Origin of the sequence: Sorangium sp. So ce385 (assembly GCF_051474135.1) — a bacterium.
Classification (GTDB): domain Bacteria; phylum Myxococcota_A; class Polyangia; order Polyangiales; family Polyangiaceae; genus Sorangium; species Sorangium cellulosum_D.
Genome location: NZ_CP150337.1, coordinates 5437341 through 5450379 on the forward strand (window position 1 = coordinate 5437341; position 13039 = coordinate 5450379).

Annotated in this window: 12 protein-coding genes; 5 read left to right on the forward strand and 7 right to left on the reverse strand. The window is 73.5% G+C overall.

Annotated elements, in window-relative coordinates; all coding sequences use genetic code 11:
- Window positions 1-122 precede the first annotated feature (122 nt).
- Entirely contained in the window at window positions 123-1544 is a 1422-nt protein-coding gene (locus WME83_RS19735; protein ID WP_437320831.1) for an AAA family ATPase, read from the forward strand.
- Between the two features lie 75 nt (window positions 1545-1619).
- Here the strand turns inward: WME83_RS19735 and WME83_RS19740 are convergent, their stop codons facing one another.
- From WME83_RS19740 to WME83_RS19755, 4 genes are all read right to left on the reverse strand, one after another.
- Window positions 1620-4019 (reverse strand): HEAT repeat domain-containing protein, encoded by a 2400-nt coding sequence (locus WME83_RS19740; protein WP_437320832.1) that lies wholly within the window; start codon window positions 4017-4019, stop codon window positions 1620-1622.
- Between the two features lie 135 nt (window positions 4020-4154).
- The gene (locus WME83_RS19745) at window positions 4155-5528 is read right to left on the reverse strand and encodes a sigma-54-dependent transcriptional regulator (RefSeq protein WP_437320833.1); all 1374 of its coding nucleotides are present in this window, start codon (window positions 5526-5528) and stop codon (window positions 4155-4157) included.
- Window positions 5525-7042, reverse strand: coding sequence for a sensor histidine kinase (locus WME83_RS19750; protein ID WP_437320834.1), 1518 nt, complete (start codon window positions 7040-7042; stop codon window positions 5525-5527). The genes WME83_RS19745 and WME83_RS19750 overlap by 4 nt, the downstream gene beginning before the upstream one ends.
- Window positions 7043-7079: 37 nt before the next feature.
- Complete coding sequence (locus WME83_RS19755) at window positions 7080-7406, reverse strand: hypothetical protein (RefSeq protein WP_437320835.1); 327 nt, start codon at window positions 7404-7406, stop codon at window positions 7080-7082.
- A 196-nt stretch (window positions 7407-7602) separates the two neighbouring features.
- Between WME83_RS19755 and gspC the strand changes: the two genes are divergently transcribed.
- A complete protein-coding gene (gspC, locus tag WME83_RS19760) occupies window positions 7603-8538 on the forward strand; it encodes a type II secretion system protein GspC (RefSeq protein WP_437320836.1) in 936 nt (311 codons plus the stop codon).
- 8 nt (window positions 8539-8546) lie between these two features.
- On the opposite strand, the gene WME83_RS19765 is transcribed toward gspC, so the two are convergent.
- The gene (locus WME83_RS19765) at window positions 8547-9002 is read right to left on the reverse strand and encodes a hypothetical protein (protein ID WP_437320837.1); all 456 of its coding nucleotides are present in this window, start codon (window positions 9000-9002) and stop codon (window positions 8547-8549) included.
- Window positions 9003-9283: 281 nt separating this feature from the next.
- On the opposite strand from WME83_RS19765, the gene WME83_RS19770 reads away from it, so the two are divergent.
- Window positions 9284-9973 (forward strand): helix-turn-helix domain-containing protein, encoded by a 690-nt coding sequence (locus WME83_RS19770; protein ID WP_437320838.1) that lies wholly within the window; start codon window positions 9284-9286, stop codon window positions 9971-9973.
- Here WME83_RS19770 and WME83_RS19775 read toward each other — a convergent pair.
- On the reverse strand, window positions 9951-10439 hold the full coding sequence (locus tag WME83_RS19775) for a DinB family protein (protein WP_437320839.1): 489 nt from the start codon (window positions 10437-10439) through the stop codon (window positions 9951-9953). The genes WME83_RS19770 and WME83_RS19775 overlap by 23 nt on opposite strands.
- A 172-nt stretch (window positions 10440-10611) precedes the next feature.
- On the reverse strand, window positions 10612-11007 hold the full coding sequence (locus WME83_RS19780) for a cupin domain-containing protein (protein ID WP_437320840.1): 396 nt from the start codon (window positions 11005-11007) through the stop codon (window positions 10612-10614).
- A gap of 179 nt (window positions 11008-11186) precedes the next feature.
- Here WME83_RS19780 and WME83_RS19785 point away from each other — a divergent pair, with 179 nt between their 5' ends.
- Both WME83_RS19785 and WME83_RS19790 read left to right on the forward strand, forming a co-directional pair.
- Window positions 11187-12149: a 3-hydroxyacyl-CoA dehydrogenase family protein gene (locus WME83_RS19785; RefSeq protein WP_437320841.1), complete on the forward strand. Its 963-nt coding sequence runs from the start codon at window positions 11187-11189 to the stop codon at window positions 12147-12149.
- The gene (locus tag WME83_RS19790; RefSeq protein WP_437320842.1) at window positions 12149-12739 is read left to right on the forward strand and encodes a hypothetical protein; all 591 of its coding nucleotides are present in this window, start codon (window positions 12149-12151) and stop codon (window positions 12737-12739) included. Before WME83_RS19785 ends, WME83_RS19790 begins: the two co-directional genes overlap by 1 nt.
- Window positions 12740-13039 lie beyond the last annotated feature (300 nt).

Consider the following 13039-nt stretch of genomic DNA (forward strand, 5'->3'; position numbering starts at 1 on the left):
CCGAACGATCGGCGGCGGTCGTAACGTCCAAAGTACAATCCCCGGCTCCGCCGACAAAACCGACAGCTCCAGCGAGCTCACCGAATCGTGTGATATCGTCCACCCACGCTGGAGGCGAGATCATGGACAACGACAAGCCCCAAAACCCAACCCCCTCTCTCACGGATCTGATGGGCGCGATGGCGGCCGCCCAGGCCGCGCAGGAGCCGTTCTTCCTCGGCCGCCTCCGCGGGCACTTCGGCGCCGACCCCCGCGCGCTCCCGGTCGTCGCCGAGGAGTTCCCGCCCTCGGACCACCCGAACTTCCAGCTCGCCATCGAGACCCACCTCCGTGACGGCGGGTTCACCTCCGAGCTGCTCGGCGTCTCCGGCGGCGACATGTTCCGCGGGGTGAGCCTCCCCGATCTCGTCTCGCCGCCCCCGGCGATACCCGGGGTCGGCGGCGCGCCGCCCTCGCTGGGGCCCGTGCAGTACCGCAACGTCCGCCTCGACGAGGAGCGCGTCATCGCCTGCGTCGCCGGCGGCATCTACCTCCTCGGCCACGGGAACGAGCGCTTCGCGCTGCTGGTGCGCGGCCCGAACGACGCCGGGTTCCGGCGCCAGCAGCTCACCGTCGAGGTGATGGCGAGGGACAACGAGCGCGCCCAGCGCCTCCTCGCCGAGCTCCGCGTCTTGATGCGCCGCCTCAACGTCTACCGCAGCCGCGTGGTCACCCTGAGCGAGGCCACGGACGTCTTCCCGGCCGCGACCAAGATCGAGCTCCAGAGCCTCCCGCGGATCGCGCGCGAATCGCTCATCCTGCCCGAGGCGCTGCTCGCGCGCCTCGAGCGGTCGACCATCGGCTTCTCCCGGCACAGAGGTTCCCTGCTCGCCTCGGGACGACACCTGAAGCGCGGGCTGCTCCTCTACGGGCCCCCGGGCACCGGCAAGACCCTGACCGCGATGTACTTGGCGAGCCAGATGCAGGAGCGCACCACCCTGCTCCTCACCGGGCTCGGGGTGAAGCTCCTCAAGGAGGCCTGCGCGATGGCGCGGTCGCTCCAGCCCTCGCTCGTGGTGCTCGAGGACGTCGACATCATCGCCCAGGACCGCGAGACCACGGACTCGAGCTGCCGCTCCCCGCTGCTCTTCGATCTCCTGAACCAGATGGACGGCCTCGCGGAGGACACCGACGTGATCTTCCTCTTGACCACCAACCGCCCGCAGGCCCTGGAGCCGGCGCTGGCGGCGCGGCCGGGGCGGATCGATCTCGCCGTGGAGGTCCCGCTGCCGGACGCCGACTGCCGGCGGCGGCTGCTCGCGCTCTACGGGCGCGGCCTCTCGCTCCGGGGCGACGACCTCGCGCCGCTCATCGCGCGGACCGAGGGGGTGAGCGCGGCGTTCATCCGCGAGCTCCTCAGGCGGGCGGCGCTGTTCGCGGCCGACGCGGGGCGCGGCGCCGCGGTCGCCGAGGAGGACCTCAAGGAGGCGCTGCACGAGCTCCTCGTCGACGGGGGGCCGCTCACCCGGAGCCTCCTCGGCGCTCAGGGCCACCGCCCCTCCTGACCACCCCGGCGCCCGCCGGCGCGTACGACCGCTCCGCTCCTCACCTCCCTCGGCGTCGAAGCGTTGTATGTCTCGTCAGCCGCTCATGGACGCCAGCGCGTCCCGCGCGAAGCGCCGTACCTCGGGCGACCCGTCCTGAAGCGCGAACCGGAGCAGCTCCCGGGCGACCGGCCCGCCGAAGTACCCGAGCGATCGGGCGCCGTCACGGCGGACGCGGAAATCGGCGTGGCTGAGCGAGCGCGCGATGAGCTCGAGCGTGCTCGGATCGCGCAGGTACGCGAGCGCGCGGACGCCGCTCATCAGCTTGTTGTACTCCGGGTCCTCCAGGCGCTCGACGCGGCGCTGGAGGAGCCCCTCGACGAGGTCGACGAGGGGCCGCACGGCGCGGCCGTCCCCGAGCTTCCCGAGCGCCAGCGCGGCCTTGCAGCACACGGCGTGCTCCGGGTCGCCCAGCGCGCGGATCAGCGGCTCGACGGCCCTGCCGCCGCCGTGCGCGGCGAGGGCGGCCGCCGCGCTCGCCCGGACCGCGGGCGCAGGGTCGCCGAGCGCGGCGAGCAGGGCGTCCACGGCCTCGCCGGCGGCGTACCGCTCCAGCGCCTCCGCGGCCGCCTGGCGCGCCTCCGGATCGGCGCCGGCGAGCGCGTCGGCGAGCGGCGCGACGGCGGCGTCGCCGATGGCGTCGAGCGCGGCGCAGAGAGGCTGGCTGCGACCGGGGAAGGGCGCGTTGCGCGAGAGCGCGAGGGCGAGCGCAGGGGCGAGCGCCGGATCGGCGAGCAGGCGGGCGACCCCCGCGGCGATCTCGACGGGGGCCGAGGGCGTCTGCGTGAGCGCGCGGACCAGGGCGCCGCGCAGGAGGGCGCGGGTCTCGTCCGACCGCGGCGACGTGCTCCCGGCAGCGCCGTCTCCCGCGGCGGCGGCGAGCACCCGGCCGATGGCGTCGAGCACGTGGCCGCTCATCGAGCGCAGGGGGGACATGCGCCCTTGCTGCTCCCACGAGATCTCGTCGCCGAGCGCGGCGGCGAGCGTCGGGAGGAGCGGCGTGCGCCGGGAGACCATGAGACCTGCGAGCCCGTCGACGGCCGCGATCCGCACGCGGACATCCGGGTCGCGCAGGGCGCTCGCGAGGTGCGCCGCGACCTTCGGGTTGCGCAGCGGAGCGAGCGCAGAGGCGGCGATGAGGCGCACGCCGGGGTCGGGATCGCGCAAGGCGCTCGCGAGGTGCGCCGCGTGCACCTGATGCGGGTAGAGCAACCAGGACAGCGCGGACAGGGCCTGCCGGCGCACGCCGGGCGAAGGATCTCGCGACAGATCGACCAGCGCCTGCGAGGCCAGCGGGCTGCCGATCGACGCGAGCGCCGTCGCGGCGTCCATGCGGATGCCCGCGTCCGTGTGGCGGAGGAGCGGCTTCAGCAGCGCCTCGCCTCGCTCGCTTTGCAGGTGGCCGGCCAGCGCGGCGTAGACCTGGCCGCGCACCGCGGGCGAGGGGTCGCCGGCCCAGGGCGCGAGGCGCTCGAGCGCGTCCGGCCCGGCGGCGAGCCTCGCGACGAGCGCGACCGCATCGCTCCGGTGGGCCTCGTCCGGGTCGCGTTGCAGGCGCGAGAGCGCGTCGCCCGCGCGCTCCGGGTGAAACTCGACGAGCCCGAGGGCCGCGGCGTGGCGCACGGCCGCGTCCTCGTCGTCGAGCCGGCGCTCGATCTCGTGGACGATCGACGCGTCGCCCAGCCGCGCCAGCTCCGCGACGGCGGCGCACCGCACCGCCGCGCTGCCGTCCGCCAGCGCCCGGAGCAGGGCCGCGCGCACGTGCCGCGGATCGAAGCCGCCGAGCGTGTCCCTGGCCGTGGCGCGCACGTCGTCGCGCGCGTCCGCGAGCGCCCGCACGAGCTCCGGGATGGCCGCGTGGCTGCGCAGCTCCCGGACCAGCGTGGCCGCCTCGAAGCGGACGTGCCCGAGGGGCTCCTCGGTGAGCAGCTTGAGGAGCGGCTCCAGCGCCGCTTTGCCGAAGCGGCGGAGCAGCTCGTCCCTCTTCTGATCGTGGTCGCTCAGGCAGACCCCGATGATGTGCTCGTTCTTGCGCTCCGCGACGGCGGCCTCGTCCCTCCTCCTGGTGAGCTCGGCGAGGCTGCGCACCATCGCGGCGATCGGGTCGGCGGTCGATCGGTCGTCGATGGCCGCGGGCTCGCCGCGATCGACCGCGTAGGCGACCAGCACGGAGGGGAGCGAGACGGTCTCACCCTCCTGCCCGCGCGTCAGGAGGATCTTCCCCGCCCGCGGCGCGAGGAGCGTCGCGCCGATGTGCGTTGGGCCGAACGCCAGACCGATGAGGTCCGTCACCACCTCGACGAGGGGCTGGTCCTTGGCCACCTCGTCGCCCGGCGAGACCAGCCATTTCTCGATCTCTACCGTGTCGATGCCGCGGATGAGGCTGACCAGCTTGAACTCATGGGTTGTTCCCTCGGTCTCTTTGACGTCGTGCATCTCTCGGCCCGTACGTACAGAGACCTCGCCCGGAGGTTACAGGGCTCCGCGACGGGCCAGCAGGGTCCCCGCGTCGGGTCGACGCGCGGCGGCACGGGCGCGCCGCGCCGGGCTCCTGGCGGGTGGAACCAACCCTCACGCCCCCTCCTCGCCGTCGCTCCCCCCGCCGAACCAGCGCTGCAGCGTCCGCCGGTCGACGCCGAGCAGCGCCGCCGCCCGCTGCTTCTTGCCGCCCGCGCGCCGGAGGACGATCTGCGCGTACTCGCGCTGGAGCTCGTCGAGCGTCATCAGCCGATCCGCCGCGGCCTCGAGGAAATCCGGCGCGCCTCGCCGGGAGCGCACGCACTCCGGGAGGTCGTCCGGGGAGATCCGCCCGCCGTCGCAGAGCGCCGCCGCCCGCTCGATCGCGTTCTCCAGCTCGCGGACGTTGCCGGGCCAGTCGTACGCGAGCAGGCGCTTCAGCGCCGCGCCCGAGAACCCCGCGATCGGCTTGCCCGCGTTCGCGGCCGCGCGCGCCAGGAAATGCTCGGCCAGCGGCACGATGTCGTCCGTCCGGTGCTTGAGCGGCGGGATCGCGATCTCGATCACCGCGAGCCGGTAGAAGAGATCCTCGCGGAAGGCGCGCTCCGCGACCGCCGCGCGCAGGTCGCGGTTCGTCGCCGCGATGACGCGCACGTCGACCGGCTCCGACGACACCGAGCCGACCGGGCGGACCTCCCGCTCCTGGAGCGCGCGCAGGAGCTTCGCCTGGAGCGGCAGCGCGAGCTCGCTCACCTCGTCGAGGAAGAGCGTCCCGCCGTCGGCCTCCTGGAACATCCCGGGCCGATCGCTGCGCGCGTCCGTGTACGCGCCCTTGCGCACCCCGAAGAGCTCCGCCTCGATGAGCGCCTCGGGGATCGCCGCGCAGTTGACCGCCACGAACTTCCGCCCGCGGCGCCGGCTCTCGCCGTGGAGCGCGCGCGCCACGAGCTCCTTGCCGCTCCCGCTCGGGCCGCTCACGAGCACCGTCGCCGGGTTGTCCGCCACGCGCCGCACGAGCGCGATCACCTCCTCGATCGCCCGGCTGCGGCCGATCATGCCCGCGATCGAGAACCGGTGCGCCACCTCCGAGCGCAGCTCGGTCAGCTCGACCGTCATCGCGCGCTGCCCGAGCGCCCGCTCCATCCGGAGCGCCATGTCCGCCGGCTGGAACGGCTTCGGCAGGTAGTCGAACGCGCCGGCGCGCATGGCGCGGACCGCGGTGTCGATCGAGCCGAACGCCGTCATGGCGATGATCGCCGCCCGCGGATCGAAGCGCGCGATCTGCTCGATGAGCTCGATCCCGTCCATCTCGGGCATGCGCACGTCGGTCACGACGAGATCGAACTCCCGCTCCTCGAGGAGCGGCAGCGCGAGCAGCGGCGCCGTCAGCGTCGTCGGCTCGTGGCCCATGTCGCGGGCGATGTCGGCCACGAGCTTCACCATCTCGAGCTCGTCGTCGACGACGAGCACCCTCGCGCGCGGGCTCACGCGCGGGCCTCCACGCCCACGCCGCGCGCGGCGAGCGGCGCGGCGGCGCCGCGCGGCAGGGTGACGCGGAAGCAGGCGCCGCCGCGGCCGGTGCGGACGAGCTCGACCGAGCCGCCCGCGTCGCGCACGATCCCCTCGACGATCGCCAGGCCGAGCCCGGTGCCGCCGCCGTCGCCCCGCGACGTGAAGAACGCCTCGAAGATGCGCGCGGCGACGCCCGGCGGGACGCCCGGGCCGCGGTCCTCGACCTCGAACGACGCCTTGCGGGCGTCGGCCTGCGCGAGGCGGACCGCGATCTCGCCGCCGTTCGGCTGCGCCTGCGCCGCGTTCAGGCACAGGTTGAACAGCACCTGGAACAGGTGATCCGCGTCGAGCGCCACGTGGAGCGGCGCCTCGTCGTGGTCGATCCGCGTCGTGATCCCGCGCTGCCGGCACTCCGGCCCGAGGAAGGCGAGCACCTCGCGCGCGACCTGGGCCACGTCGCTGCCGCGGCCGAGGGTCCGCGGCGGCCGGGCGATGGAGAGCAGCCGCGCCACCACGCGGGAGATGCGCTCGGACTGCGTGGCGATCGTCTCCAGCTCGCCGCGGGCGGCGTCGGGCCAGCCGGGCTGGTCGGCGAGGCGGCGCGCGCGCGCCAGGATGACGTTGAGGGGCGAGCCGATCTCGTGGCCGATCGAGGCGACCACCTGCCCGACGGCCGACAGCGCGTGCGCCTGCTGGAGCTTGCGCTCGACGGCGGCCCGGGCGGCCTGCTCCTGCTCCAGGTGGGCGCGCGCCTCGGCGAGCGAGGCGGTCATCGCGTTGAACGCCCGCGCGAGCCGCCGGAGCTCCTCGGCGCCCGCCTCGGGCACCGTCACCCCGAGCTCGCCGCGCGCCACCCGCTCGACGCCCGCCACGATCGCGCCGGCCGGCCGCCCGACCGTCGCCCGGCTCGCGAACGCGGCGATCAGCGCCGTCGCGGCGAGGAGCGCGGCCCCGGCGAGCGCCAGCCCGCGGTTCGAGCTGCGCGCGAACGCGTCCAGGTAGCGGAGCTCCCGGACGACCACGGCGACCACGGACAGCCCGCGCTGCGAGAACGTGACGGTGCGCACGAGCGCCGGCGCCCCGCCGAGCGTGCGCTCCTCCTCGATCTCGGCGCCCGTCGCGAGCGCCCTCCGCGCCAGCGCCGCGAGCTCCGCCGCCTCGCCGGCGATCGGATCGGTGACGAGGATCGGGCCCCCGGCCGCGTCGAACGCCGCGATCCCGAGGATGCGGTCGGCCTGCGCGAGCCGCTCGATGCGGTGCTTGAGCAGCTCGACCTGGCCCCGCTCGACGGCGCCGCCGATCGCCGCCTCGACGAGGCTCGCGTGGTGGCGCAGCTCGGCGGCCGCCTGGCTGCGGAGGAACTGGTGCCGCGTCGTGTGGATGACCGCCCCGTAGAGCGCGACGGCCAGGACGATCGGCACGAGGAGCATGAGCCACAGCTGGAGCGTCAGCCCCATGGTGGTCCGCCCCTCTCGGCTGCGCGCGTTCATGCGATCCATTGTCTCAGATGCGACACGATGTCGCACGTCACCGGTCCTCGCACGTGCCGTCGCGGCAGAGCTGGTCGGATCGGCAGTCGCGCGCGTCCCGGCACCGGAGCACGCAGCGCCCGTCGGCGCACTCGTTCCCTGCGCCGCAGATCGCGCTGGAGAGGCACTCCACGCATGTCGCGCTGATGCAGTACCGGAGATCCTCGTCGCGGCGCCGGCACTCGGCATCCCTGGAACAGGGCGCGTTCTGTGGGTCCGGCGCGCATCCCGCGGCCAGAGGTGCGGCGATCGCGGCGATCGCGCCGATCGCGGCGAGGAGCGCGATGGGGCGGGGGAGCGGTGCGGAGCGAGTCCTTGTCGTCATGCGCCGGCGGGCAGCAACTCCCAAGCCACGTGGGCACGGATGCTGCTCCACCACGGGCAGGCTGCGCTCGCGCGAGGGTCGCGGCGCGCAAGGCGTGCAAGGAACACCCGCGCGGGCGCCCGCGCTCCATCCGCGTCCGCGCTCGGATCGCGGCGGGCGCCGGCGCTCGCGCGGACACTCGATCTGGAAGACGACGTTGATCCCGGAAGTCCTCATCAAGCGAGCTTTCCCGGCGCTCCTCGGCGGGATGATCATGACGGCCGCATACCAGCAGGCCTCCGGGATCTCGCACCTCGTCGAGGAAGCGTGGCTCTCCGGGCTGCCGGCGGCGCGGTCGGAGCCGCTGCCGCCGCCGCCCGTCCTTGCGCCCAGCGATCACGCGACCAGCGCGGCGGCGATCCTCGCGCGGAACCCGTTCGACTCGAGGACTGGGCCCCTCACGCCGAGGCCCGCGCGCGAGGAGGCGGACGAGGACCCCGCGGCATTCGGCGATCCGCTCCTGGATCCGACCTGCGAGGACGCGCGCGTGCTGCTCATCGCCGCCTCGGAGGATCCCACCTGGTCGTTCGCCACGATCGCGGTGGGGCGAGGGGAGCCGCTCCTCCGCCGGGCGGGCGATGCGGTCGAGGGCCGCTCGGTCCTCGCGATCGGCTGGGATCGCGTGTGGCTGGCCGAGCCGGGGGCGCGCTGCCAGGTCCGCATCGGCGACAACCGGCGCGCGCCGGCGCCGCCTGCGCCCCGCGCCGCGCCGAAGCCGCCGAAGCGCGGCGCGCTCCCGCCGGAGATCGCGTCGAAGATCCGGAAGGTGAGCGACACCGAGTTCATCGTCGACCGGACGGCGATCGATCTCGTCCTGGAGAAGCAAGGCGAGCTCATGCGCTCTGCGCGGATCGTCCCCGCCCGCGAGGGAGAGCGGGTGATCGGCGTCCGCCTCGCGCGCGTCGGGGCCGGCTCGCTCTTGACCGCGGTCGGCCTGCGCAAGGGGGACACCCTGCGGTCGATCAACGGCTTCGATCTGACGGACCCGCAGAGCGCCCTCCAGGCCTACGCCCGGTTGCGCTCGGCGGACAACCTCGCGATCGCCGTCCAGCGCGGCGGAAAGGACATGACGATCGACCTCCGGATCCGGTGAGCCTGCGCTTACAGGTCCATGACCTCGACGTGATCCGACGCGGAGGCTCCCTCCGTGATGCGCAAGAGGCCGTCGAGCAGGTGGCCGAAGACGTCGTCGAGGCTGTCGCCGGGCGGCGTACCGAGCAGCGGCACCGAGTCGCCCCAGTCCTTGACGAGCATCGTCTCGCGCTCCGGCGGCGGCCAGCGCAGGCTGAGGACCGCGCGCGTCCGGCCGCTGATCGCCAGCGCGTCGAGCGGGCGGCCCGCGAGCGCGGCCCGCGCCCGCCGGAGCTCGTCGTGGAGCTTTTGCGCCGGGAGCACCACGCGCTGCCCGCCCAGCGCCCCGGCCGCGCCGTGGACCGCCGCGAACTCCGCGCTCGGACACCCGTCTTCGAGGTGGTGCTGGATGCTGTCCCGCATGAGCGCGTACACGATCCAGCGCTGCTCGATCCACCCCTTGGGTCCAGAGAAGGACAGGCTCATGACCGGATTCTTAGCGCGCTCATTGTTTGAGATCAAACCGATTCCCGCGGCGGACGCTCGGCTCCTCACCTGGCCTTGTTGGGCCTTGTTTCCTCGGGGCTCCGCCCGCGCCGCGCCTTGATGTCCGCTTCGCGGCCGCCCTCGACGCTCCTCGCCCCAGGGCGCCTGAGCTAGGATGGGGAGCGGATGGACCAGCGCATGTCGACATCCCCCGACGGAGCCAGCCACCGTTGAGCACGCCGGCGAGGTTGAGCGGTACGGTGTTCGTTTCGGAGACGCGCATGCTCTACGTGGGCCCCCTCGTCGCCACGGAGCGTCACGCGCATCACGCGGCCCAGGTCGTCGTCGCGCCACAGGGGCTGTGCATCGAGGACGGCGCCGACGGACGCATTCACACCGGCGCCGCCGTCATTCCCCCGCGCCTGCCCCATCGACACGGCGCGTCTGCGCACGCTGCGCTCCTGTTCCTCGACGGGGACGACCTGGCGAGCCGAGCGCTCTCTCGTGACGCCGAGCCCCGGTGCGAGACGTGGGGCCGCGACACGCTCGACGTGTGCGTCCCTCGCGATCCCACGCCGGAGATGGCGCGCGCCCTCATGGCCTCGATCCTCTCCGCCGTCGACCTGCGTCAGCCGCCGGAGCCGCGACACCCGGCGGCCCGCCGGATGTGCGCTTACCTCGATGGCTCCGACTCGGTCGATCTCGCGCGCCTCTCGCACGAGGCCGGGCTCTCGCCGCGGCAGATGCGTCACGCATTCGCGCGCGACGTCGGGCTCCCGATGCGCGCGTATCTGCGGTGGAAGCGCCTGCGCCGCGCCATCGCCGCGGTGGAGGGGGGAGCGAGCCTGAGCGCCGCCGCGGCCGCCGCCGGGTTCGCGGACAGCGCCCACCTGAGCCGCGTGTTCCGGGAGCAGTTCGGCATGACGCCGACGCAGGGGCTGAGCTCGATCACGTGGCGGACGCTCGACTGACGAGGAACTCGGGGAACCCGTCCCTCCGGCGCGGCATCCCGCACTGGACCATGATGGCGTCCACGTTTCCGCGGTGATGGGTCGTGTGGGTGACCACGTGGAGGATCATCGTGGCGGCGGTCATCGGCACGACCTTCCCGTCGGTGAAGCGCACGTCGCGAGGTCGTGCGAGCTCCTCCGGTCCGAGCGACGCCGCGAACTCCACATACCAGCGGTCGATGGTCTCGGATCCGCGATCGAGCTCCTCGAGCCCAGGGAGGACAGCGCTCTGTGTGGACTCGTAGCCGTGCGAGACCCCCTGGAGGTGGGCCTGGAAGATGCGGCTGACGACGTGGATGTGGTCGAGGACCCGCAAGATCAGGTCTGCGCCCTTCTGCGGCGCGAAAGCATCGACGTCTCGCAGGGCGGCGAAGAGCTGTCGGTTGGCCCACGCGGCGTGAGCGACCAGCGTTTGGAGTGGCTGCATCGGACGGTTCATACGTCCGAGCGTAGGCAGCGAGCGGGCCGCGCGCTTGAACGCAACGGCGGGCTCGGCGCCAGGTCGGGCCGCGCGCGCCAGCGACCTCGCGAACCGGCAGCCCGCCGGCCGGCACCCCCCGGCGCAGCTGCGGGGGCCCGCAGCCGGGCGTCGCGTGGGATCAGCCCGCGCGGTGCTGGGTACCCTCGCCGGGCGTGATGAAGATCATCACGCTCGGCGCGCGCACGATCTGCCCGTGCCAGACGCCGCGGGGCACGATGCACGCGCCCTGATCGCGCAGCTCGATCACGCGCTCGCCGAGCTCGTCTTCCAGCACGACGTCGACCGCGCCGGAGAGCAGGATCAGGACCTCGTCGCCGCGGGGATGGACCTCGCGGTGATCGGGGCTCTTGTCCATGTGAAAGAGGCCCACCATGCGGCCGGCGTGCAGCTCCTCGCGCTCGCCGATCTTCGCCCAGAACTCGGCGTCCACGGGGATCGGCTTCGCGGCGCCGCCGTCGAGGAGCTGCAGGTACGTGTCGGAGAGATGAAAAGCGTGGCTGTCGTGTCGGGTCATGCGCCCACCATGAGCCCTCGCGCGCGCCGGTGATTGTAGATTTTTTTCCGAGCGTCTCGGCGCGCTCCCCCGCCTCGGCCTGCCCAGGGGCTCCCCAGAGTTGACGCAGGCCGCATGGCGCTCTGCGTCGGTGGGAAGGATGTTGCCTCTGGCCTGCTGGGGCGGGGATTCTCCCAGCCATGGAACGCAGACAAATCAAGAAGGTTGGCGTGATCGGCGGCGGTGCAATGGGGTGCGGCATCGCGCTCGAGTTCGCCACCGCCGGTCGGCAGGTGACGCTCTACAACACGCGCCCTGAGAGCAGCGCCCGCGCGCTGGCGCGCATGGATCGCGATGCGGCGTTGCTGGTGGATACGGGGCTCCTGTCCTCGGTACAGGCTTCCGCCGCGCTCGGGCGCATTCGGAGGACCACCATCCTCGCCGAGGCCGCCGCGGACCAGGACTTCATCATCGAGTCCGTCCCCGAGGACCTCGCCCTCAAGCAGCAGGTCTTCGGGGAGCTCGACCGGCTCGCGTCGCCGGGCACCCTTCTCGCTTCCAACACCACGGCGCTCAGCGTGACGGCGCTGGCCAGGGACTGCTCCCGGCCCGAGCGCGTCCTCTCCGCGCACTACTACCTGCCGGCGCACCTCATCCCGCTCGTGGACGTCGTCCCCGGCGAGAAGACGGCCCCGGAAGCCATCGAGGCGACGCGGCTCCTGCTCGAGGAGGTGGGCAAGGCTCCGGTGGTGTTCGCTCGGGACGTGCCGGGCTCGGTGGGGCCCCGGCTGCAGCAGGCCCTGATCGGCGAGGCGCTCCGGATCGTGCAGGAGGGCGTGGCCACGCCGGAGATGGTGGACCGCGTCCTCACGCAGGGCCTGGGACGGCGCCTCGGCGTCACCGGCGTCTTCGACCGGTTGGACCTCGTGGGGCTGGACCTTGTCGCGGCCATCATGCGCGGCTCCGGCCGCCCGGTGCCTCCGGTCATCGCGCAGAAGGTGGAGCGGGGGGAGCTCGGGCTCAAGACCGGGCAGGGCTTCTACCCGTGGACGCCCGACGCCACCGCCGCCTTCGAGGAGCGCGTGGCGCGCCACCTCATCGCCCAGCTTCGCGACGAGCGCGCCGCGGGCAGGCTGCGTACCCCCTGTCCCGAGATCGCCTGATGACGCCGGACACCGTGCTGCTGGACCTGTCCGTGCTTGCGGGCTTCTTCGGGGACTCGGTGCGGGAGTACGAGTCGAGCACCCCCGAGCGCCCGCCTCGCTGCTGGGCCGTCCTGCTCGGGCGCTTCGTCGAGGATGCGATGTCCGTGGAGCGCGTCCGCTTCGCGCGCAACATCCGCGAGTCCGACGGCGAGGTGCTGAAGGAGTTCCAGTCCACCGTCATTCCCCGCTTCGGCGCCTGCTACGCCAACGGGCGCCGCGGCTTCTGGTGCGAGCCCAAGGATCTCCTGCGCATCACCCGCGAGGCCGAGGCCGAGGGGCAGGAGGTGCTCGGTTCCATCCACCTGCACCCGGACTGGCACCGCATCGGCCCTCCCCACGAGCGCGGCCTGCGCGTGAGCCAGGAGCCCACCCCCATGGATCGGCACGTCTTCTATCGCTCCGGGTGGCCGCTCAACATGATCCTCTACCTCGAGCGGCGCAGGGGACGGCTCCATCACTCGCTCGGGGCCTGGGCTCCGCCGCTCGAGCCCGAGTCCGGGGCGCCGTGCCGCCCCCTGTCCCTCCGCCTCGCCGTCGCCGGGCGCTGAGCGGCTCGGATCGTTCATCCCGTCGCACCACGCGCGGGGGATCCCCCGGCTACCTACGCGCACATCACCCGATGGCCATGACCATGGAGACCCGCCGGTTGGAGGCCGGGGACCGCGACGGTCCCGCCGGCAAAGGTGCGCTTGAGCGACAGCCGCACCAAGCCGTCCTGTTGCAGCGCGAGAGTGCGCGTGCCGGCGTGCGAAGAAGTGCTCGTGGTCACCTGGGCGAACAGAAGCGTTGGCTCCGGTAGAAGAACGACGTACAATGCTGCGCTCATGTCAACGTTCGGATCGAGACAG

Bases quoted from the DNA above. Each gene is read 5' to 3' on its own strand.
- WME83_RS19735 (WP_437320831.1), top strand. From the start codon at position 123: ATGGACAACGACAAGCCCCAAAACCCAACCCCCTCTCTCACGGATCTG.
- WME83_RS19740 (WP_437320832.1), bottom strand. From the start codon at position 4,019: ATGCACGACGTCAAAGAGACCGAGGGAACAACCCATGAGTTCAAGCTG.
- WME83_RS19750 (WP_437320834.1), bottom strand. From the start codon at position 7,042: ATGAACGCGCGCAGCCGAGAGGGGCGGACCACCATGGGGCTGACGCTC.
- WME83_RS19755 (WP_437320835.1), bottom strand. From the start codon at position 7,406: ATGACGACAAGGACTCGCTCCGCACCGCTCCCCCGCCCCATCGCGCTC.
- WME83_RS19765 (WP_437320837.1), bottom strand. From the start codon at position 9,002: ATGAGCCTGTCCTTCTCTGGACCCAAGGGGTGGATCGAGCAGCGCTGG.
- WME83_RS19770 (WP_437320838.1), top strand. From the start codon at position 9,284: ATGCTCTACGTGGGCCCCCTCGTCGCCACGGAGCGTCACGCGCATCAC.
- WME83_RS19775 (WP_437320839.1), bottom strand. From the start codon at position 10,439: ATGCAGCCACTCCAAACGCTGGTCGCTCACGCCGCGTGGGCCAACCGA.
- WME83_RS19780 (WP_437320840.1), bottom strand. From the start codon at position 11,007: ATGACCCGACACGACAGCCACGCTTTTCATCTCTCCGACACGTACCTG.
- WME83_RS19785 (WP_437320841.1), top strand. From the start codon at position 11,187: ATGGAACGCAGACAAATCAAGAAGGTTGGCGTGATCGGCGGCGGTGCA.
- WME83_RS19790 (WP_437320842.1), top strand. From the start codon at position 12,149: ATGACGCCGGACACCGTGCTGCTGGACCTGTCCGTGCTTGCGGGCTTC.